17 protein-coding genes are annotated in these 23,202 nt (G+C 45.0%); 8 read left to right on the forward strand and 9 right to left on the reverse strand.

What is annotated here, in order from left to right; all coding sequences use genetic code 11:
• Positions 1–84 precede the first annotated feature (84 nt).
• Positions 85–2,859: a TonB-dependent receptor domain-containing protein gene (locus QQL36_RS15535; RefSeq protein ID WP_321570198.1), complete on the forward strand. Its 2,775-nt coding sequence runs from the start codon at positions 85–87 to the stop codon at positions 2,857–2,859.
• 125 nt (positions 2,860–2,984) lie between these two features.
• On the opposite strand, the gene pyk is transcribed toward QQL36_RS15535, so the two are convergent.
• Together pyk and pfkA are read right to left on the reverse strand one after the other, a co-directional pair.
• A complete protein-coding gene (gene pyk / locus QQL36_RS15540) occupies positions 2,985–4,424 on the reverse strand; it encodes a pyruvate kinase (protein ID WP_321570199.1) in 1,440 nt (479 codons plus the stop codon).
• A gap of 10 nt (positions 4,425–4,434) precedes the next feature.
• Positions 4,435–5,415 carry a 6-phosphofructokinase gene (pfkA, locus tag QQL36_RS15545; RefSeq protein WP_083720367.1) on the reverse strand — a complete coding sequence of 327 codons (981 nt, stop codon included), beginning with the start codon at positions 5,413–5,415 and terminating at the stop codon, positions 4,435–4,437.
• A 326-nt stretch (positions 5,416–5,741) separates the two neighbouring features.
• Here pfkA and QQL36_RS15550 point away from each other — a divergent pair, with 326 nt between their 5' ends.
• Complete coding sequence (locus tag QQL36_RS15550; protein WP_083720798.1) at positions 5,742–7,886, forward strand: prolyl oligopeptidase family serine peptidase; 2,145 nt, start codon at positions 5,742–5,744, stop codon at positions 7,884–7,886.
• Between the two features lie 102 nt (positions 7,887–7,988).
• A complete protein-coding gene (locus QQL36_RS15555; RefSeq protein ID WP_083720796.1) occupies positions 7,989–8,882 on the forward strand; it encodes an SDR family oxidoreductase in 894 nt (297 codons plus the stop codon).
• A gap of 4 nt (positions 8,883–8,886) precedes the next feature.
• On the opposite strand, the gene QQL36_RS15560 is transcribed toward QQL36_RS15555, so the two are convergent.
• From QQL36_RS15560 to QQL36_RS15570, 3 genes are all read right to left on the reverse strand, one after another.
• Complete coding sequence (locus tag QQL36_RS15560) at positions 8,887–9,888, reverse strand: hypothetical protein (RefSeq protein ID WP_321570200.1); 1,002 nt, start codon at positions 9,886–9,888, stop codon at positions 8,887–8,889.
• Between the two features lie 111 nt (positions 9,889–9,999).
• Positions 10,000–11,634 (reverse strand): hypothetical protein, encoded by a 1,635-nt coding sequence (locus QQL36_RS15565; protein WP_083720365.1) that lies wholly within the window; start codon positions 11,632–11,634, stop codon positions 10,000–10,002.
• A gap of 20 nt (positions 11,635–11,654) precedes the next feature.
• On the reverse strand, positions 11,655–14,726 hold the full coding sequence (locus tag QQL36_RS15570; RefSeq protein ID WP_083720364.1) for a tetratricopeptide repeat protein: 3,072 nt from the start codon (positions 14,724–14,726) through the stop codon (positions 11,655–11,657).
• Between the two features lie 468 nt (positions 14,727–15,194).
• Here QQL36_RS15570 and QQL36_RS15575 point away from each other — a divergent pair, with 468 nt between their 5' ends.
• The 4 genes from QQL36_RS15575 to QQL36_RS15590 all read left to right on the forward strand — a co-directional run bounded on the left by QQL36_RS15575 (position 15,195) and on the right by QQL36_RS15590 (position 18,943).
• Complete coding sequence (locus QQL36_RS15575) at positions 15,195–15,605, forward strand: DoxX family protein (protein ID WP_083720363.1); 411 nt, start codon at positions 15,195–15,197, stop codon at positions 15,603–15,605.
• A 31-nt stretch (positions 15,606–15,636) separates the two neighbouring features.
• The gene (locus QQL36_RS15580) at positions 15,637–16,047 is read left to right on the forward strand and encodes an acyl-CoA thioesterase (RefSeq protein ID WP_083720362.1); all 411 of its coding nucleotides are present in this window, start codon (positions 15,637–15,639) and stop codon (positions 16,045–16,047) included.
• Positions 16,048–16,069: 22 nt separating this feature from the next.
• Positions 16,070–17,320, forward strand: a complete 1,251-nt coding sequence (locus QQL36_RS15585; RefSeq protein ID WP_083720361.1) for a CinA family nicotinamide mononucleotide deamidase-related protein — start codon at positions 16,070–16,072, stop codon at positions 17,318–17,320.
• Positions 17,321–17,533: 213 nt separating this feature from the next.
• Complete coding sequence (locus QQL36_RS15590; RefSeq protein WP_321570201.1) at positions 17,534–18,943, forward strand: dihydrolipoamide acetyltransferase family protein; 1,410 nt, start codon at positions 17,534–17,536, stop codon at positions 18,941–18,943.
• 481 nt (positions 18,944–19,424) lie between these two features.
• Here QQL36_RS15590 and QQL36_RS15595 read toward each other — a convergent pair whose 3' ends face one another.
• A complete protein-coding gene (locus QQL36_RS15595) occupies positions 19,425–19,754 on the reverse strand; it encodes an RNA recognition motif domain-containing protein (RefSeq protein ID WP_072361796.1) in 330 nt (109 codons plus the stop codon).
• A gap of 206 nt (positions 19,755–19,960) precedes the next feature.
• On the opposite strand from QQL36_RS15595, the gene QQL36_RS15600 reads away from it, so the two are divergent.
• Positions 19,961–20,680, forward strand: a complete 720-nt coding sequence (locus tag QQL36_RS15600; RefSeq protein ID WP_321570202.1) for a hypothetical protein — start codon at positions 19,961–19,963, stop codon at positions 20,678–20,680.
• A gap of 98 nt (positions 20,681–20,778) precedes the next feature.
• On the opposite strand, the gene QQL36_RS15605 is transcribed toward QQL36_RS15600, so the two are convergent.
• The 3 genes from QQL36_RS15605 to QQL36_RS15615 form a co-directional block, all read right to left on the reverse strand.
• Positions 20,779–21,393 (reverse strand): DUF4230 domain-containing protein, encoded by a 615-nt coding sequence (locus tag QQL36_RS15605; RefSeq protein WP_321570203.1) that lies wholly within the window; start codon positions 21,391–21,393, stop codon positions 20,779–20,781.
• A gap of 154 nt (positions 21,394–21,547) precedes the next feature.
• Entirely contained in the window at positions 21,548–22,063 is a 516-nt protein-coding gene (locus tag QQL36_RS15610) for a cupin domain-containing protein (RefSeq protein WP_083720358.1), read from the reverse strand.
• 188 nt (positions 22,064–22,251) lie between these two features.
• Positions 22,252–23,058, reverse strand: coding sequence for a DUF6597 domain-containing transcriptional factor (locus tag QQL36_RS15615; protein WP_321570204.1), 807 nt, complete (start codon positions 23,056–23,058; stop codon positions 22,252–22,254).
• Positions 23,059–23,202: the final 144 nt, after the last annotated feature.

Consider the following 23,202-nt stretch of genomic DNA (forward strand, 5'->3'; position numbering starts at 1 on the left):
ACTCAAAAGTACTCATAATTATGTGAGTAGTAATAGTATGCAACAAATTGGGTATATTTAGTTTAATCACCCAAACCTGTAAATATGTCAACCAAGATCGTGTACTGTATGGCAATACTATGCCTCTGCCTGACTGTAGCAAGTGCCCAACAGAAAATAACCGGAAAAGTAACAGATGCCACAACCGGCGTGCCATTAGAAGGAATCACCGTAAGGGTCAGACTCAGTAGCTCCGGCAGTTTAACCAACAAGTCCGGTGAATACACCATCGAGGCCAAAGCCAATGATGTACTGGAAGTAAGTGCCATCGGTTTCACCCCACAGGCCCTTTCCGTCAATGGCCGCTCTGTGGTCGATGTAAAACTGGTCTCCGCCGTCTCGGAACTCAACCAGATCGTACTCGTAGGTAGCCGGGGTACGGGTCGTGCCAGAACGGAAACGCCCGTTCCCGTCGATGTCATACCCATTGCCCAGGCATCCCAGTCTACTGCCAAAACTGATCTCACTGCCGTCCTGAACATGGCCGCTCCCTCCCTGAACTACAACAAACAAAGTGGAAGTGATGGTGCTGATATGATCGACCTCGCCACCCTCAGGGGCCTTGGACCTGATCAGACCTTAGTGCTTGTAAATGGTAAAAGACGCCACCAGACAGCCTTCGTAGCAGTATACGGTACCCGTGGCCGTGGTAATTCAGGCACTGACCTCAATGCCATCCCCGAAGCTGCCATCGACAGGGTCGAAATCCTTCGCGACGGTGCCTCTGCCCAATATGGCTCCGATGCCATTGCCGGGGTAATCAACCTCATCCTCAAAAAAGATGTGAACCACCTCAATGTGACCGCAGGTTATGCCGGTTATTATGACCATAAGTACAATACCTGGTTTGGGCGTAAACAATCCCAATACCAGTACGGTGTACCCATCGATGGAAATACCGGTACCCTGGGCCTCAGCTATGGCCTTCCTTTGGGTAAAAATGGCGGGTTCCTCAACTTTTCGGGCAACTTCCTCATCCAGGGTAAAACCTACAGACAAAACCTCGATACAAACCTGAGTCATAAAGATGGACTGCCTGTGAACAGTGTGAGAAGAGGTGCCGGCGATGGCTCCCGTGTAAATGGAGGTGGCATGATCAACCTGGAAGTGCCTTTTGGTACAGGCAGCACCACCCTCTATGCTTTTGGTGGATATAACTATAAGAGCTCCGATGCCTTTGCCTATTCCCGTTCATTCAGCGGGCATCCGGATCGTTTTCCTACTGATGATAACGGAAACCTGATCTTCCACAAAGACATTATGTACGCTGTACCAGGCGACACCATTTTTGATCCACACATCCAGACCCATGTCAGTGACATCTCTGCTGCTGTAGGGGTAAAAGGTGAATTTGGAGAAGGCTGGACCTGGGATGTGAGCAATACCCTGGGCAGAAACAATTTCCGCTTTTATGGAGATAAGACTTTCAATGCCTCTTTGGGTGCAAACTCTCCTACCCACTTCGACGATGGCGGGTTCTCCTTTTTACAAAACACGGCGAATGTAACTTTCACCAAAGCAATCTCAAATTTGAACCTCGCTTTTGGTGCAGAATACCGTTACGAAAGGTATAGCATCTACGCAGGCGAAGAAGCCTCTTACACCAATTACGATCCCACTTTTTATAAAGCCACCGGTTCCCAGGGTTTCCCTGGCTATCGCCCCAGCGATGAGGTCGTGGCCAATCGTGGCAATATCGCAGCCTATGTAGATGCAGAACTGGATGTGACCAGTAAATGGCTGGTAGGTGCTGCTGTCAGGGCAGAAAATTACTCTGACTTCGGCTTCACCACCAATTACAAACTGGCTACCCGTTACAAAATCACAAACGATTTCAACATTCGTGCATCAGTAAGTACTGGTTTCAGAGCGCCTTCCTTACAGCAAATCAACTACAGTTCCCAATACACCAACGTACAGGGTGGCACGATCACCGAAGTGAAAATTGCGCCCAACTACAACGCGATTACAAGAGCTGCAGGCATCCCAGATCTGAAACAGGAAAAGTCAATCAATGCCAGTCTTGGTTTTACCTGGAAACCATTGCCAATACTAACTTTAACCCTGGATGGATACTATGTAAAAGTAAAAGACCGTATCGTACTCTCCGGTCAGTTCAGCGCCAGCGATACCACGCTGGATGCAGAAGTATACAATACTTTAAATGAGTTACACATCGACAACGCACAGTTCTTTGCGAATGCTGTAAACACTTCCAACTATGGGGTAGACCTCGTCGTTGATTATAACAAACGCTGGAGCAATCACCATTTCCGTGGATTATTCACAGGCAATATCCAGCACATGACAATCGACAAGATCAATGTACCTGCTAAATTAAATGACACGTATGTACACCGTCAATCCTTCTTCAGCGACCGTGAGCAACGCTTTGTAAAAGCTTCTGCACCACCGGTAAAAATGGGCCTGAACCTGGAATATGGTGTTAATAAGATCAGCTTTGGTTCACACCTCACTTATTATGGTAAGGTAGAATTGTATGGTTACGGTTATTCCGGCGACCTGGCTGGTACAGGTATCAACCCGATCGTAGAACTGGATGAAGGTGGAAAGACAGTGCCAGAGTTATTTGTGTACAGAGGAAAGATAGTGACAGATGTATATGCGGGTTATAAATTCAACAGGCATATCAACTGGTTTGTAGGTGTGGATAACGTATTTAATGTACATCCTGATTTAGGCTATGTGAAAGGCGCGAAGCTGTCAGCTTTTGATGGTGAAGCAGGTGGTGCCTGGGATCCGGTGCAGATGGGGGTGAATGGAATGCGGTTATTTACGAGAATAGTATTGGACTTTTAAAATGTAAAAGGCATCTAAACGAGGAATGATATCTAAACCAGAAAAGACATCGGTTTCCGATGCCTTTTCCCTAAAACAGGAACGGCTCCGGAAGGGAGCCGTTCCTGTTTATTATACAAAATAGCTTATTGTACTTTAGATACCTTAATCGTATTTGTAGGCAAATGTTCTGCTACTGGAGTAGAACCGGTATTTACTACAATATCACCAGTTTTCAGATACCCTTTATTTTTCAGGATGCTGATCTGATCATTGATAATGTTATCCAGACCGATTTCTTCCTTATAATAGAAAGCGCGTACACCCCAGCTCAGGCTCAGCTGATTCACCAAAGATTTCTCTTTAGTAAATACGAACAGTGGAGAGCGTGGACGGTAGCTGCTCAGCATAAAGCCGGTGTAACCACTCTGGGTCATACCAACCAGTGCATTTGCTTCCAGGTCTTCAGCCATTTTACATGCATTGTAGCACAGTGCATCGCTGATGAAGGTAGGAGAGTGACGGTGAGGGATCAGGTTACGGTTGTAGATGATTTCTTCTTTCTCTACTTCACCGATAATCTTACGCATAGTCTGGATTACCAGTTCCGGGAACTGACCAGTTGCAGTTTCACCACTCAGCATTACGGCATCAGCACCTTCCAGTACCGCGTTAGCTACGTCAGTGATTTCGCTACGGTTAGGGCGGGTACGGTCGATCATGGATTCCATCATCTGGGTAGCCACGATTACCGGCTTAGCACGGTGAATACATTTACGGATAATATCTTTCTGGATCATTGGGATCTGCTCAACTGGCAGTTCCACACCCAGGTCACCACGAGCGATCATTACGCCGTCGCTTTCCCAGATGATCTCTTTCAGATTTTCGATAGCCTCAGGCTTTTCGATCTTAGAGATAACCTTGATCTTAGAATTACGTTCTTTCAGACGTTTGCGGATCAGTTGCAGGTCAGCAGCATCTCTTACAAATGACAGGGCAACCCAGTCACAGTCGTGGTCGATGATGAATTCCAGATCTTCCACATCTTTTGGCGTCAGCGCTGGCAGAGATACTTTGGTATCTGGCAGGTTGAAACCTTTTTTGGAAGACAGAACGCCTGGCAGGGTCACTTCAGCTTTGATTTCACCTGCAGCAGTGATTTCTTTTACTACAGTTTCGATCTTACCGTCATCCAGCAGGATTTTCTGGCCTGGTTTTACATCTTTATGCAGGTCTGCATAAGATACGTATATTCTTTCAGCGGTACCAACTACCTTCTCGTTTACGAAAGTCAGGATCATACCCGGAGTCAGTGGCAGTGCATTGTTAGCGATTTCACCTACACGCAGTTTAGGACCTTGCAAGTCAGCCAGGATGGCTACATTGTAAGATTCAACTTCGTTAATCTGGCGAATGTAACCAATGATGCGCAGCTTGTCCTCGTGAGAGCCATGTGAAAAGTTCAGACGGAACACGTTTACGCCAGCCTTTACCAGTGCCAGTAATTTTTCGTAAGTGTCGCATGCCGGTCCTACTGTGGCAACTATCTTCGTTTTGTGTTTAGATATATCTTGTGTACTCATAGCTCTTATTTTAACTCGCAAGTATTTTTACAATTTTAAACCATTCCGGATCGATATGCTCTTTGGCTTTGATGGCCTGTTCCAGAGGTGTATATTGGATTTTGTTGTTTACAATTCCTACCATAACATTGGAAGTGCCATTCAACAGCGCCTCAACAGCTGCATAACCCATACGGCTGGCCAGGATACGGTCCTGACAGGTTGGGCTACCACCACGTTGTATATGTCCGAGGATGGTTACGCGGGTATCCAGTTGAGGACATTGCTCCTTAATCTGGCGTGCTACCGCTTCTGCACCACCAGCAGCAGAACCTTCTGCTACTACGATGATGTTAACTAATTTCTTGCGGCGTTCGTTAGCCTGCAGTTCTAAGATAATGTCCTGTACATCAATAATGTGCTCAGGAGTCATAATGTGCTCAGCACCAGTGGAAATACCACTGTGAAGGGCAATATAACCAGCATCACGCCCCATCACTTCTATAATAAATAAACGGTCGTGCGCATCTGCTGTATCACGGATCTTATCAATCGCATCTACCGCAGTATTCACAGCAGTATCAAATCCGATGGTAAAATCAGAACCGGCAATGTCTTTGTCAATTGTGCCTGGCAGGCCAATGCATGGAATGTCAAATTCCTGGCTCAACTTGTACGCACCATTGAAAGAACCATCGCCACCGATCACTACTATACCGTCGATGTTGTGCTTCTTTAAATTTTCGTATGCTTTTTTACGGCCTTCGGCCTCGTAAAACTCTTTACAACGGGCCGTTTTTAGGATTGTACCACCGCGCTGTATAATGTTGGCAACAGATTTAGACTCCAAAGGAAAGATTTCGTTCTTCAACATTCCCCTGTAACCATACATGACACCAAAAACATTCAGCTGATTGTAAATTCCCGTTCTTACAACCGCACGAACGGCAGCATTCATGCCCGGCGCGTCTCCGCCTGATGTAAGGACCGCAATGTTGTTAACTTTTTTCATAGTTATGTTATATTTCCCTCTCTACGTTGTTTTATGTGGGAATTCCCCGACGTTGAACCTGTTCTCACCCAGTTTATACCCCAAATGTGTCATAGTGGTATATCCCGAATATTCTAACAATCTCTTTCCGCAAGTCCTCTTCTTTTCCTGATTATCACATTCCTTATGGTTAAATTGCCGGAAAAATATTTAATTGGCGCACAAAAATAACATTTTGGATATTCTTTCTAATAGTATTCTGATGAATTAAAGAAAATTTTCAATTTCAGTTAACCAATAGAGTATTTTTTTAAAAAAATATACATATGTATAATTTAAATGCAATAATGCAACGTCTTCATGCTTTTATTTTCACTTTTATTAATTCCTCATTGCTGCTTACGACTATGACAACAGCTCAAGCCCAATCTCAACAGCCCGGCCTCGTTTATCCGCAAACCCGGAAGACCGAAGTGACAGATAACTACCATGGTACCACTATTGCCGACCCATACCGCTGGCTCGAGGACGATAACAGCCCGGAAACCAAAGCATGGGTGAAAGAACAAAACGCTGTCACCCAGAATTATCTTGCAAAGATACCGTTCCGCGACTCGATAAAAAATCGTCTGGAAGTGTTATGGAATTATCCAAAAACTGGTGCACCAGATCATAGAGGCAATTATTTGTACTTCTATAAAAATGATGGTTTGCAGAACCAGTCAGTACTTTACAGGCAGTCTACCACCCCGGGCGCTACTCCCGAAGTCTTCATCGACCCGAATAAACTCTCTGCCGATGGTACAACAGCTTTAGGCTCCGTACAGTTTTCCAAAGATGGAAAATATGCCGCCTATTTAATTGCAAAGGCTGGTTCTGACTGGCAGCAGGCCCGTATTATGGACGTAGCTAGCAAAACTTTGCTCCCGGATAGCCTGAACTGGCTCAAGTTCAGTGGTCTTTCATGGAGAGGAGATGGTTTTTACTATAGCCGCTATGACGAACCTACCGAAGCCAGCAAACTCTCCAAAAAGAACGAATTCCATAAAGTTTACTATCACAAGGTAGGCACTTCTCAGGATAAGGATGTACTGATCCACGCTGATTCAGATCACCCACTTCGCAATTTTCAGGCAACCGTTACCGAGGATGAGCGATTCGTGCTCTTAAACGCGTCAGAAGGGACTTCCGGCAATGAGATATGGTTCTGGGACATGAAAAATCCTGACCAAAAGACGTTCAAATTATTGATCAAAGGCTTCGATCATGAGCCAAATGTAATAGACAATGACGGCGATAAGCTATTTGTGATCACTAACGAAGGCGCTCCTAATTATAAGGTAGAGCTGATCGATACCAAAAATCCAGAGGGTCCCCGTACACTAATCATTCCTGAACGCAAGGAAACCCTCATGCATGTGGGTACCGGTGGTGGAAAACTCTTTGCTACCTACCTGCAGGATGCTGCCAACCGTGTATACCAGTTAAACTATGCCGGTCACCTGGAAAGGGAGATCAAACTCCCGGGTATCGGTACCGCAGGTGGATTCGGTGGTAAAAAAGAAGACAAGGAATTCTATTACACCTTTAATTCATATGTGACACCGGCCCTGGTATATAAGTATGATATAGCTTCCGGTAAGTCTACTACTTATTTTAAACCTGAACTGAAATTCGATCCTTCCCAGTACGAAACCAAACAGGTATTCTTTAATAGTAAAGATGGTACCCGTATCCCTATGTTCCTTTCTTATAAGAAGGGGATCAAACTGGATGGCAACAATCCTGTATTGCTGTATGGTTATGGTGGTTTCAATATCCCGATCACCCCAGGCTTCAGTGTATCTAATCTGTTCTTTATGGAGCAGGGCGGTATCTATGCACAGGTAACCCTGCGTGGTGGTGCGGAGTACGGCGAAGAATGGCACAAAGCAGGTATGCTCGAAAAGAAACAGAATGTATTTGACGATTTTATCGGGGCTGCAGAGTTCCTGATCAAAGAAAAATATACCAATACCTCCAAACTGGCGGTACATGGCCGTTCTAATGGCGGTTTGCTGATTGGTGCGGTGATGACACAACGCCCGGATCTGTTCAAGGTAGCGATACCTACAGTAGGAGTGCTGGATATGTTGCGTTACCAGCACTTTACCATCGGATGGGCATGGGGTGTAGAGTATGGCACCAGTGATAAGGAAGATCAGTTTAAATACCTGATCAAATACTCACCACTGCACAACCTGAAACCAGGTACGTCTTACCCTGCTACCATGGTTACTACAGGGGATCATGACGACAGGGTGGTGCCTGCACACTCATTCAAATTCGCAGCTACGCTGCAGGCGGACAATGCAGGGCCTAACCCAACGCTTATACGTATAGACACGCAGGCCGGCCATGGAGCTGGTAAGCCAACGGGCAAGCTGATAGAGGAATCTGCGGATATATGGGCTTTTATAATGTATAATTTGGGAATGCATTTTAAAAATTAAATGAAGGCCTGCGCCTCTTTCAAAAAAACGCTGATGTCCCAGACATCAGCGTTTTTTTTTAACCAAACTCTTTTCTTCGTAATTTTAGCAAAAGGCATAAATATGAAGGTATTAATCACAGGCAGTAACGGATTATTGGGCCAGCACCTCATCCCCCTCTTTTTACAGGACTCCCGCTACGAAGTCATCGCCACCGGTAGGGGCGCTAATCGTCTCCCTAAACAGGCAGGTTACCTTTACGAGCCGGTTAACCTGAGAGAGTCCTCCAGTGTTAATCAGTTACTACAGAAGCATCAGCCAGATATCGTTATCCACGCGGCTGCCATGACCCAGGTAGACGATTGCGAAAGAAACAAAGATGCCTGTTGGGACTGTAATGTCAATGCGACCCGCTACCTCATCCAGGCCGCAGAAAAAACCAAAAGCTTTTTTATCTTTCTCTCCACTGACTTTGTATTCGATGGCTTACAAGGCCCTTATGCAGAAGAAGATGCTGTAAACCCCCTCAGTTACTATGGCGCTACCAAAGTAGCCGCAGAAAGGCTTGTCCATAATAGTCATCTGGCATGGTCTATCGTGCGTACAGTACTGGTATACGGTGTAGCCGCAGATCCTAAGCGTAGTAACATTATTACCTGGGTAAAAACGAATCTGGAACAGGGGAAAAAATTGAAAGTGGTAGATGATCAATGGCGTACACCTACGCTGGTACAGGATCTCGCAGCTGGTTGTAAACTGGTAGCCGATAAAAAGGCGGGTGGTATCTTCCACATCTCTGGTGGTGAAACACTCACTCCTTACCAGATGGCTGTGCAAACAGCTGGTTACTTCCAGTTAAACTCACAATTGTTGGAAAAAGTAGATGCAAAAACCTTTACACAACCAGCTAAACGCCCTGCCAGGACAGGTTTCGTGATTGATAAGGCCGTACAGGAACTGGGCTATCAGCCACACAGTTTTGAAGAGGGATTACAGATAGTAGCAAAAGAGATTTAAAGTCCTAGTAAACAATAGGACGTTTAGGTACCCCAAAGAATTTCTGGATAGAATCTTTTGACTTCGTTGTATCAGCCAATGGGGTGTTGAAAGGAACTAACAGTCTGTAAAAACTGGTATCATTGGAATCAGCTTGCAGCGTTACGTAACCCCGGTCGTTTTTATGATGAAAATTTAGCTTTTTGGTGGCCTTCTTGAGGTCGTGAAATTCTTCCACCACCACATAATAGGTTTTATTGGTAGCCGTAGCAGATGACGCTGCCTGTTGCTGACTGCTGTCTGTACGGGTAGTAGAATCCTGCACAAGTGTGGTATCTACTGTAGCAGGAGTACTCCTGTCTGCAGAGATCACGGGCTCCTGACTTTCCAGGGGTTGCTTTGCTATGAGCCACCATACCAGGCCTGCGGCCAGTACAACGGCTACAGGTACAGCCACCCACCACCAGCGGAAAGAAGATTGCGCCGGCTCCGGATAAGGAGGATAATCTGAATTTGTGGTATATCCCGGATTAGGTTTTGCATTTTCTGAAGAAGCAGATACGTGGTTCACTACCTGGTTGTTTACAAACTCCTTGTCACCGATCGTTACACGATGACTCACGTCTGTCCTGATCACGGGTTGTACCATCAGGGTTTCCAGCTCTATCGGCAGGTACTCTGCAATAAAGATCACCTGCCCCGCCATATCGGCTTTCAACTGTCCTACGCCCGGAATAGCGAAGGTCTGACCCGATTTGAGCATGGTCTGTACCTCTTCCACATATTTCTCCATTTTCATCCGGGCAATATTATCGACCAGATGCTCTCTCTGGGAAATCCATTTCACCAGTTGCTCTTCATCTCCCCAGGTATCCTCGAACAGGATCACCTCTTGCGGTGGTTCCAGTGTCTTGGTTGTCACATTATAACGTGCTGGAATATGTTGCACCGAAAAGATGCCTGTTTTGGGGAGAATACAAGGTTCCTTCCGGAACAAAGTGTCCTGTATGTATTGCTGTAGTACCAATTTTTATAAAAGATATTCCTTTGTAAAATAACTCTCTATCAATAAATATGCCTGTGTTTGCTATCCTTCCCGTGAGAGAAAGATAGCCTCACAGACTGCAATGGTACGATTTTAAAATTTAACCATTACACCACCTACTATGTTGAAACCGTAGGTGTTGTAACCATACCAGCGCTGGTAGCGGGTATTGAACACGTTATTAGCGTTCACCCACAGGTTGAAGTTCTTGCCTATGTCATAGCTGGCACCTGCATTCAGGTCCCAACCGCTTTTGGTCTTCTGGAAATCGCCGTTTGCCAGGTAGTAACTGCTGCCCAGGAAGAATGCATTTGCATTCAGGTGCAGTTTTCTGGCAAAAGTATATTGTGCAAACGCTTCGGTCTGGAATGGCACCAGTCCCCATGGTTTCACCTCTGTCTTCTGTTTGGTATAATTGAACCAGTCTACAGTAAAACGCAGCTGGAACTTCTCTTCCTGGATATAACCTACTTCACCATGCAGGTTGAATGCACGCAGTTCAGCTTCGTTCCTGGTGTAGAAAGTCTTACCATCCAGGCTGTCATTTACAAACAGCGGCATGTTGTACCAGGTCACTGCTGCAAACTTGGTGTTGTAGTTGAAGTGGCTACCCAGGGTACCTTTGATACCTGTGTACTTCTCTTCCACACGGGTATTCAGGATACCGCTGCCATAGCTGGTGAAGAACGGATTCGTATTGGTCATGTTGCGGAAGCTGTTCTTATTGATATAAGAAATCCAGCCACTGCTCAGGATCACTTTCTTGTAAATGATGTGTGACTCGTTCACGATGTCTGGCAACAGGTAAAACTTACTGTTCGTCCAGGTAGGGTTCACACCTGCATGCAATACAAACCTTGGTTTGATGATTTCCAGTGCAGGATGAATCGCTACAACATTGTTATTAAACTGTGCACTGTCTTTTGCTTTGAAAGAAGACAGGTCAAACACACCTTCCACACGCAGGAAGATATCTTCGAACAATTGTTTGCTCACAGGTGCTTTCAGTATTACAGTTGGCTCCTTGCGGTTGTAAGCATCGCTATAGTAAATGAACTTTGCAGAAGGCTGGAACATAAATGCCCAGTCATTCTGTGGCCTGTTCTTCACACCCACCTGTGCGGTGAACTGGTTGAAGGCCTGCTTTACATCGCTCTTGCTATAGTCGTATGCCGCATGGTCATATCCATAATAATGTAACTGGTTGCGATCATAACCTACACTACCATTGATCTCGAGTAGAGGGGAGAAGTAAGTACCGGATGCCAGTACATTGAGTGTACTATAATCCTGGTTCTTGATACTCCCTTTGGAAGACGTATAGTTACCATAGATCCCGAAGTTGTACTTATCCTGTCTGCCACTACCAAAACCAGCCTGGATGAGCGGTGTGCTCAGGTTACCATAACCGGCTTTGATAAAGTTGTTCTGCAGGTTGGCCAGTGTATCCTTACCCAAAGCCAGTGGTTTCAGGGGTACTGGCTGATAAAGGAAGGAAAGGTTCAGCGCAGGTACCTGGTACTGATATTTAGGACGCGTGGTATCAGAAGCCGGCAGGGAAGCTGTCAGGTTCAGTTTAGCCGCATCCCGCAGTTTCGGGCGGTAATTTGAGATGATATCAATCGTTTCCTGTTTCAGGTTTTTGTCCTGGGCAGTACCCTGCTGTGCCAGCATTACTGCGCCTGCAACTGTTAAAACCCGTTGAATATGTTTGATATATGAGTTCATGCTATGGTCGTAGTTCGTAATTATTTATTGGATTTGATCTTTGATGCGGCTTTTTCTTCAGCCTCTGTCTTCGCCAGTTTATCTTTTGCTTCCGCTTTCAGCTCAGCGATAGAGCTATTTTCAGCAATACTCTGGTAAGTCGCCTTGGCATTGAAATAGTCTTTCTGACGGGCGTAGATATCGCCAAGCAGGATGTAGGATTTTGCAACCCACATCTCATAACCCGGCGTATTTTTTATCACATCAAAGCCTGCTTTTTCAGCAGCAGGCAGGTCGTTTTTAGCCAACAGGCAAACCGCAATGTTATATCTTGCTTCAGCACCGGTTTCTGATTTTGTCAGACCAGCAGCTATTTTCAGTTCCTTCATCGCTTCGTCGTACTGACCTTGTTCCTGCTGAGATCTACCCAGGTAGAAGTGACCAATGATCTGGTCGTCAGTACTGATATTGGAGCTGGACAATAGTAATTCGCTATAGTTACCTACTTCATCCCAGTGTTTCAGCTGGTAGTTGGTGCGGATCAGGCCTCTTGTAGCAGTGAAGGTATTTTCCTTGCTGGTAGAGAGGTCTTGTAACTGCAGGTAGTAAGTACGTGCTTTCTCATAATTTTTATTCTGGTAATAGTTGATATTGGCAGCTTGCAATGCAGCACGTTCTGCATAGAGGCTGGCGTTTTTAGACAATACAAACTCATAACCAGGCAATGCACCGGTGTAATCTTTATTATTATAAGCGCATTCTGATTTGTAGAACTGAGCAGGCAGTATGAACTGACCGTCAGGGAATCGCTGGATGTAACTGGTGAAAGCTGCTGTAGCACCTGTGCAATCGCCGGTGCTGAACTTAGCTTCAGCAGCAGCATAAGACAGGGAGTCTTCAACACTGGTAGATACGGAGTGACCGGTAGATTTCAGCAACGCTACGTAAGCATCTGTTTTACCCTGACCTACATAGATGTCTTTGATGCTGGCCAGTGCGGTGTTTGCTTCAGGAGAGTTAGGGTACTTCTCTACCACCTGACGGTAATAGGAGAGTGCCTTGGTCTCATCATCCCTGTTGAAGTAGCAGAGACCCAGTTTCAGCAATGCTCTTGGTGCATTCGGGCCGTTTGGCTGCTTGTTCAGCACATTCTCCAGGTAAGGAATAGCTTCAGTATATTTCTCATCTGCCAGATAAGTATTGGCGATTTCCAGATCAGCATCGTTACCAAAACCTGAGGTAGGATATTTATCACCCAATTGCTTCAGCAGGGCCACTTTTTCATTTGATTTACCCTGAATACCGAGGATGATACTTTTCTGATAAGTAGCGTAGTCAGAACCAGGCTGGTTGCCTGAAATGATACGATCATACAGCGTCAGTGCTTTGGAATAATCTTTCAGCATGTAGTAACAGTCAGCAGCACGCAGCGCAGCATCGTTGGTGATACGGGCCGCATTAGGGCCGGTAGTACGTTGCGCAGCTTCGAAGTGTTGAAGGGCACGGGTATAATCTTCTTTTTTCAGGAGCGCATAACCCATGTTGTAGCTTGCAGTCTGAGGATTCGCTTCACCAGATGAAGGTGCGTTGCTGGTCAGATAAGCATTCAGGTGAGTGATAGCGCCATCTGTATTGTTTTGACGCATGGCAATTTCTGCTTTCCAGAAGTGAGCCAGTTGAACGACATTATTATCGTAAGAATTCTTGATGGCAATGTCCAGCAGTTTGTCAGCATCCTGCAATTGCTGGTCGTTGATCAGTTCTACTGCACGGCCGTAAGCGATTTTCTGATACGCTTTCAGCACAGTAGGGTTCTTGTCAGGGATCTGGTCAATGACCGCCATCGCATCCTTGTAGTTATTGGTGTTGAGGAATGCGCTGACCAGTACTTCTCTTGCTTCGTTTTTGTAAGCAGAATTGGGATACGTGCTCAGGAAACTGGTGAGTTCAGAGATAGCTACGTCGCCATAACCCAGTTCGTAAGAGAGTTTACCGTAGTTGAAACGGGAGATCTCCTGCTGGCCAGGGTTAGCGCTGTTGCGCGCACAGAAGGCGAAGGCATTACGTGCGTTGGCTTTCTGACCTGTTTTCAGGTAACAGTCACCCAGCAGGTACATAGAGTTCTGACCCAGTGAGTCTTTTTCGCTGCTCAGTTGTTTGAAACCATTGATAGCTTTTGCGTAGTTACCAGTCTGGTAGTAGCTGAAAGACAGCTGGTAGATATCTTCTTTACGTACTTCTTCTGCATTGTCCTGGTATTCCTGCAGGTAAGGCAGTGCTTTTGCATAGTTACCTTTTTCGAAGTAAGTCTGTCCCAGTAACTGTTTCAGTTCCGCTTCGTAGTACTGACCGCCTGCATTTACGAGTGGTTCAGCATAAGCGATCACCTGGTCAGGTTTACGCTGGAAGTAATAAATTTCGGCAATATAGTAAGGTACGACAGTGCTGTATTTAGGTTCTTTCACTACACGTTGGAAGCTGGTAAGGGCTTCAGCATACTGGTGATTGTAGTAGGCAATGAAACCGTAGTAGTAGTTAGCCGGAATATAGTATTTACCAGGAAGCTCTTTAATCGACTGGAACAGTGGCTGTGCCTTTTTGAAGTCTTTCACATTGAAGTAGCAATAGGCGAGTTCGAACTTTGCTTCAGCTATTTCGTTGTTGGAGAGGTTCTCGATGTTTGCTTTTTCGTAGAGGGGAATGGCTTCCTTCAGTTTGTTCTGGTGGAAGTAGTATTTAGCCAGCTGATAGCTGACGAGTTGTTCCCTTGCATTGTTATTGTAGGTGGCAATGTATTCCAGGGCTGCTTTTTCAGCGTTGGCGTTGCCCAGTTTAAGGGCGCAGACGGTATAATAATATTGGGCGTCAGTTTTTACCAGGCTACGGCTGGTCTCCTGGAAATAACCGATATTATCAAGTGTTTGCTTGAACAATTGCATGGCCACCGCATATTTTTCCTGTTGGAAAAGTTGTTGGGCGTCTTTGAAGACTTTATCCGGCTCCGTGTAGATGCGGGTTTGCTGGGCGTTGGCGACCGAAGTAGCCAGGATACAGCAGGTAGCCAGATAGAGAAACAAATGTCCGGGAACAAGAAACTTTTTTATGAATTGCATGCTTTTAACCTGTTATAAACTTTAATATGCGTTTTAAACGAATCCCTTACAGTTATTATTTTCTGTTAAGGATCAATAAATAATGCTTTCAGGGAAACTAAAACAGGGACAAATATAGTTATTGCTTTTAATTAATAAACTGCGCAAGCTTTGCAGATTACAACATGGAATGATGTGCTGTCAGATTCAAAGCCCTTATTTGATAGGGTGTTAGAAAAGGAATTACAATTTGAATTGCGTTATTCCCTCTTACATTCAATACCTTCTGACAAAGGGGAATGCAAATTGGATCTTCCCGATCTGTCGTTGCATGCAATATCTTTTGCCGAAGTGGAATGCAAATCCCGCTTTCTATCCCTCCCTCTATTCAACATCTTCTGCCGGAGGCAGATGCAACTTCACCAATTTCATACACTATCAAAAAATCAAAGATTTATATTTGTGCAAAGATCAAACCATTTTTGACATATGAGCAAACTGTTTTCCTCTAAAGCATCCAACGGTGCAATCAATTTCTCTCTTTTGTTACTGCGCGTGGGCTTTGGCGCCCTGTTGCTGTGGAACCATGGTCTCTCTAAATTAAAAGGATTTTCGGGGATGAAGGATACCTTTCCTGATCCATTGCATATAGGTCACGCTGTTTCCCTGGGCTTAGCAGTATTTGCAGAGGTGTTCTGTGCAGGACTGGTAGTAATAGGTCTTCTGACCCGCTTAGCCACTGTGCCTGTGATAGTTACGATGGGTGTGGCATTGTTTATGATCCATGGTCATCAGTCACTGAAAGATCAGGAACCAGCTATATTGTACCTTGTTCCTTTCCTTGTGATCCTGTTCAGTGGTCCGGGAAAGTTCAGCCTGGACAATGCAATCGGCAAATAAGTGCTGTAAATGAGAAAGTTAAAGCAAAGATATGTTTATAGAGACGACACAAATCAGGGTACGATATGGAGAGACAGACCAGATGGGGTACCTTTATTACGGGAATTATGGCTTATATTATGAAGTAGGACGTGCAGAAGCCATCCGTAAACTGGGCTTTACATACGCCCAGCTGGAAAAAGAAGGCGTAATCATGCCAGTGGCAGAGCTGAATGTAAAGTACATACGGCCGGCATACTATGATGACCTGATAACCGTGAAGACTATACTGAAGGAGATGCCAGTAGATCACAAGATCCGGTTCCATTCAGAATTGTACAACGAAAAGGGCGAGTTGCTGAATGTAGGGGTGACCACACTCGTATTTTTACATGCAGATACCAAAACTAAATATGGCCTGCCTCCGGTAATGCGGGAAGCTTTAGCGCCTTTTTTTGAATAGCCTGTAATATAATAACAATACTATGGAAGGGCAAAAGGTAGTAGCCAGTATTATCACAATTGGCGATGAATTACTGATCGGACAGACGATAGATACGAATTCGGCGTGGATGGCGCAGCAACTCAATGCCATGGGTATATGGGTGCATCGCCGGGTGGCGATTGGCGATGTGAAGGAAGCCATCGTAAAGGCATTGGACGATGAGAGCGCGCTGTCGCCCATCATATTGATCACAGGAGGCCTGGGGCCTACTGCAGATGATATCACCAAACCTACGCTGGCAGAATATTTTGGCGGCACAATGGTGAGGGATGAAGCCACTTATAAACAGGTGATGGAGTTCTTCGAAAGCCGTGGACTGCCTCCATTACAACGTAATATGGATCAGGCACTGGTGCCGGATGTATGTACCGTATTGCATAATAAGCGGGGAACCGCACCGGGTATGTGGTTTGAGAAGGATGGTAAAGTGTTCGTATCCATGCCGGGTGTTCCATTTGAGATGAAAGGTCTGATGGAAGATCATGTGTTGCCACGATTAAAGGAATATTTTCAGACACCGGTGGTCGTGCACCAGACATTGATCATTGCTGGAATGGGAGAGTCCTTTGTAGCAGAGCGTTTGGTGGATTTCGAAGCACAGCTGCCAGCCAATATCAAACTGGCGTATCTGCCTTCGTATGGTACCATCAAACTGCGCCTCACGGCCCATGGACAAGATAAATTATCGACAGCTGCTTCATTGTCAATGCAGTTTCACCAGCTGAAAGATATTTTGTCAGACATCGTGGTGGCAGATCAGGATCAACCGATGGCAGAGGTGGTTGGTCAGTTGCTCAAGGAAAAAGGTAAAACCGTAGGTACGGCTGAAAGCTGTACTGGTGGCTTTATAGCACATAGTATGACACTGGTGCCGGGTAGTTCCGCATGGTACAAAGGCAGTGTGATCAGCTATGCGAATGAAATCAAAACCCGTATTCTGGGAGTAAAACCTGAAACACTGGCGGCAAATGGAGCGGTGAGTGAAGCGGTGGTAAAGGAAATGGTACGTGGAGCACTGGCTCATTTACAAACTGACTATGTGATAGCCGTATCCGGCATCATGGGGCCTGATGGTGGAACACCGGAGAAGCCTGTGGGTACGGTATGGGTAGGAGTAGGTAGTGCGCATGAAACAGTAGCTGCGAAGTTTCAGTTAAGATATGATCGGTATTTGAATATTCAGATGACAGCGGCTTATGCAATGAATGAGCTGCGAAAGATCATACAGTAAATATGTATTTGGCAGCGGCTTATGCAATGAGTGAGCCATGGAAGATCTTTCAGTAAATGATTCAGATGTCAGCAGCCTATTTATAGAATGAGCTGCGGAAGATCATTCTATAAAATGATGTTCATCAGAAAGCCTGCATGCATCTTCCCCATTCCTGATTATTAGTATTTAATTCATACTTTTGTTTTCTATCAAATAGTTAAACGCAATCTTATGGCCATTGTAGAACTGGTAATGCCCAAGATGGGAGAAAGTATAATGGAAGCCACCATATTACGCTGGCATAAAAAACCGGGAGATCAGGTAAAAGCTGATGAGACTATCCTGGAAATTGCCACTGATAAGGTAGACAGCGAAGTACCTTCTATCGCCGATGGCGAAATTACCGAGATACTCTACGCAGAAAATGATGTCGTTCCGGTAGGTGCTGTGATAGCACGTATCAACACGAATGTGGAAGCCTCAGCCACTGCGCCTGCGACCACTCCTGAAGCGCCTGTACAGCAACAGGCCGAAGTGGAGGTGGTAACGCCACAGGAGGAAGTACATGAGCCACAGTTTACAACTGCTGCTGGCCCTCGTTTTTATTCTCCGCTGGTGCTGACGATCGCACAGCAGGAGGGTATCGGTTTTGCCGAACTGGAGAAGATTCCGGGTACAGGCACTGAGGGTCGTGTGACTAAGAAAGATATACTCAACTACGTTGAATCCAAGGCGAAAGGTTTTGTGCCTACCGCTACGCCAATGCCGGCCAGGGCCGCAGAAGCGCCAGCACAGGAACAAGCTCAGGCTCAACCACAGACACAAAAACAATCAGAGCCTCAACCACAATCACAGGTACCTCAGGTACAGCAGGTGCAGGTACAACCACAATCACAAGCTAATTCCAATGGTCACTCCGTATCTTACAATGGTACTGCAGAGATCATCGAAATGGATCGTATGCGCAAACTGATCGCTGATCACATGGTGAGAAGCGTGCAGACAAGCCCGCACGTGACCAGCTTCGCAGAAGCAGATGTAACAAATATTGTTAGGTGGAGAGAGCAGGAGAAGAAGAACTTTGAAAAGAGAGAAGGAGAGAAGATCACTTTCACACCGCTTTTCATAGAAGCATTGGTAAAATGTATCAAACGCTTCCCATTATTAAATAGCTCTCTGGAAGGTGATAAGATCATCATCAAGAAAGATATCAATGTGGGTATGGCGGCAGCACTGCCTACCGGTAACCTGATTGTACCGGTGATCCGCAATGCAGACCAACTAAACCTGGTGGGGTTGACCCGGCAGGTAAACCTGCTGGCGAACGCTGCACGTAATAATAAATTAAAGCCGGATGATACCCAGAATGGTACCATCACCCTCACGAATGTGGGTAATTTTGGTAGCCTGGCGGGTACGCCTATTATTAACCAGCCCCAGGTAGCGATACTGGCAGTGGGTACAATAAAGAAGCGTCCGGTGGTGATAGAGACAGAACATGGGGATACGATTGCGATCCGACATATGATGTATCTGTCAATGTCTTATGATCATAGAATTATTGATGGGGCATTGGGTTCTACCTTCTTAAGTGCGGTAGTACATGAGTTAGAGAACTTCGATACACATCGGGAATATTAATGGGCTTTGCCTCGGCTTCAATTGCCCGCTGATGGCGAACCTTTTTAGCGAAGAGCGCTTTCACCTTGTGGTGGGAGCGCTTTTTTACTTGTAATGAGGGCACTTTAGACTAATGGTAAGTGCTTTTTTTTTTACTTGTGGTGATGCTACCCTGGACTAGTGGTAAGCGCATTTTTTTACTTGTAAGTAGACCACTTTTTACTTGTGGTAGGAATACTTTTTTTATTGGAAGAGGTAGGAAATAAGAAGGAGGGAGGAAGACCTTTTGGGGAGAGGGAGTAAGCCTTTTCTTTCAGGGTTCAGGATATAAAAAGCCTTCAATGATTAGGAGTGCTATTTTGTTTTTTTCCGAATAGCATCCAGGAAATTCACTAGGAATTGAAGGGTCATTTTGTTGCCATCAGGGCATAAAAAAAGCTCCCAATCGGAATTGGGAGCCTTTAATTTCTTGACCGAAATAAGCTTTGGGCCAACAGAATAATTAGTAACGGCCACGGCCACCGCCGCCACCATATCCGCCGCCACCGCGGTTTCCACCAAATCCACCACCTCTTGAATTATTATTCGGTTGTTTAGGTCTTGCTTCGTTTACCATTAGTTGTTTGCCTTCGATTTCAGTACCGTTCAAACTATCCATAGCCTTGCTACCTTCTTCCTGGTTTGGCATTTCCACAAAACCAAAACCGCGTGAACGGCCAGTCTCATGGTCCTTGATAATTTTTGCAGAAGTTACCTCGCCAAATTCGCTGAATATCTGGTGAAGGTCCGCATCGTTCAACCTGTAGTGCAGGTTGGCTACGTAAATGTTCATGACTAAAAAATTAAAAAAATGAAAAATAATACTGAAGTTAAAGAAATAAGTTCAATAAATGCATCAGCCCTCAAAATTATTTCCTGATAGGAATTTTTGGGGGTCATTTTGACCCTGAAATCCCCATGGATACCACCAAAATGGGGGGTTGAATATGCGTTTTTTTTTGTAAATTAAGTGTGATAATCCATTAATTTATCTTTAATATGAAGAGTCTGAGCGAAACTTGGTTTGCAGACGGTTATATTGATTTTGAGTCAAAAAAGTACTCTTTACTGGCTTATCTTCAGCAAATCAACCGTTATTTTAATGAAAACAAGCTGTATCCGCAGCTGGGGGACCTCATTTTTCACTTCAATAATCTGGTATCTTTCAGGGACAACAAACAGTACCTCCAACAACAATTTCCCAAGAGACTGACTGCTGTGAATATTGAACGTCTACAGTTATTGTATGAGCAGATCATCGCGGATGATGAGCTGATGAAGGAGCTGGAGAATATTATTCAGTTCGCTATGTTCCGGATGAATACTGCCATCAAAGATGGCACTGAAATCTATGAATTTGTAGAGGACAGTCTGCGGATTTCCCCCGTAGGGCTGATTCCCCTGGATTCTCAGGAGGGGTATTTCTTTTTGTGTGATGGCCGGCAACAGGAGACTTTGGTATATGAGTACAGGCTAAGCATTTTTGAGCGGCATGATGAGAAGTATAGGGGGATTCATACAGAGTACCTTGAGTCTTTTGCTAAAGATCTTGTTCATTCCTGCGAACATATCAAAACTACGCTTATTAAGAAACGGAAGAAACTCCCGAATCCTGCGGTGTACCGCGTGGAAACGAAGCTGGCCTTTCCTGTAAATGAAACATTGTTACCGATCGCAAAACGAAGTCTCGTAAAATACATAGCCAATAATGCCGCCTAAAAACATTACGTGCGATTGAAGGAGCTGCCTCAGGCAGCTCCTTCAATCGCACGTACACAAAAATTTCAGGTCGGGTGAAGCCCAACCTGAAATTTTCGCTAATTGAGGGTGGGGGCCTTTTCGCCATCAAATTCCACTATTAACTCGTGATCCTTTAACCACGGTTTATAATATTCTTTTATAATCTTCACCACCTTCTCCTTACTCTGATTCACATACAACTTATTCCCCTCCATTTGCCCCCTCGATTCAGTATATAATTTCTTCTGCACATCCGTATACGTCTCGTCATCCGAAAACAACAACCAACCCTTCCTATTCGCCGTCTCCATCCTGTCTACCCTTAACTCATAACTCAACAACTTCGGCTCTGGCAACTTCACCACAATCTTTTTATCAGTAATCTCCACCTTAAAATTCAGGGAATCCACATCCACTCCATACTTCGCCACATAAGGCACCGTCACCCAAATTGTATTCTCTACAAATGCTTTTTTCATATTACTCATCCAACTCCCATCATTCGCCACATTGCTCCTCTTGATCGTCGCATTCCCCTGCACTTCCAAACTTGCCAGCTCCGCAATCTCCCTCACAATCATGCTGTTTGATAATATCTCCTGGTTCACATTCTTACTCCCAAACTGTTTTCCCAGCCAAAAGAGTAATAATGCAAACCCTACAATTATCAAAAACCGTAAAAACTTTTTCATATTGGCAATCATAAATTATCTGGTTAATTTAACCATCATTGAGCTGATAAATTCAGTCATCACTATCAGGTTAGCTCATCCTTCGGCTAACAGTTATTTGGTCAATTCTGTCATCACTATCAGCTATCTGATTGACTCTGCCCTAAAGCTTCAGCTACCTCGTTAATTCCTCCACAATCCCCGCATGGGCCGGGTACGCCTTCTGCAATTCCGCCCGATCCCCCAACTCAAAATCCGCAAAATCAAACCCCGGCGCCACTGTACACCCTACCAATGTATATCCATCTTCCACCTCTACCCTCGAAGCAAACCAACTACCCGCCGATATCACCAACTGTGGCATTTCTCCCAAATGCACATGCTTCCCCAGCTGATGCACCACGAGTGCCCCCTCCGGCTTAATCTCATATATCGTGAGTGTATACCCATCATAAAAATGCCACATCTCATCCGCCGCTATTCTATGAAAAGCAGAAAAATCTCCAAATTCCAGCAAAAAATAAATCCCCGTCGATGCATTCCGCTCCCCCTTAAAGGTAGACGGCAATACCGACGTCGGCACTTTCAAAGCCGCCCGGTAAGTTTCCCGGAAAGACCCGCCTTCCACATGAGATTCCAATTGCAAATGTTCACGCCAGTACTCGGCGTTGTGGTTATGGTTGAGCATCATAGAGATCAGTATGAGCTACAAAGAAAGCAAAAAAGGTGCCTCGAACAAGACACCTTTTTCATTGTATAGTAAAAATTATCTGCGCATGCAAAAATTCAGGCAGGGAAATAGAAGTATTATTCCTATCGTTATGCTACCGCCATCATCTGTGATTAAAATCTTCAGGCAATAGTACAATCAATCCCCTCTTACGCTACCGCCATCGTCTGTGATACCGGCATCCTCGCTATCGTACTCTCAGAACCCTTAAAAAACCGAAAATCCTGATTAAACAAATCCTGATTATAAGACTCACTCTTCGTAATAAATGACTGCCACTGCTCTACATTCATCTGCTGCATATGCCTCATCGCATCTCTGAATCGCAACATCCTGGCATACAACTGTGGCGTAATTCCAATCACCTCCATAAACTTCCTCTCCAATGTAGGACGGGAAATCTTAAACTTCCTCACCAACCTTTCTATATTCACATGCCCCTGATGACGCAACATATAATCAGCCACTTCATCCATCTGCTTCAGTGAATGCTCCTGTGTGGCCATCATATCAATAAACACCTTATCCAGCACAGCATCCAACTGCATAAAATCAGTAGTTTGCTGTATCGCTTCTACCAAATACTGCCACTGCCCACTATCCTGCTTCAGCAAATCACGATAATAATTGTTGAAAGCAGACATGTTCAGTCCGGCCAGTTTATAACAACCATACGCATTCAGCTGTACAACCGTCATCTTCACCGGTCCTTGTACCCTGATCGTATGATGACAGGTAAAATGTCCTACCACAGCTGCTTTAGGCAGTGTAAAAGAAGCATGTTGTTCAGGCTGAAAAGTTACTTCACCTTCCTGTAAGAAAACCATATACAGGTCACCCAAAGAAAACAGGTTCTGAGGAAGATGTAGCAAACCATCATTGCCATTCTGTAAATGATAGTAATGCTTTACATAAGGGGCAAGCGATGCTGCCGGGGAGTAGATACGGAAGTTCATAGGATCAGCACGTTAGGTGGTTAGTCGGTTAAAATCACAATCCAATCAGGGTCTCATTTCTGATACAAACATAGAACTTAGAAAGTATATAAAAAAAATTAATTTGATTGGGCTGAGACACAATACTTTATAACGGATAAATCG

This window comes from Chitinophaga sp. LS1, assembly GCF_034274695.1.
Classification (GTDB): domain Bacteria; phylum Bacteroidota; class Bacteroidia; order Chitinophagales; family Chitinophagaceae; genus Chitinophaga.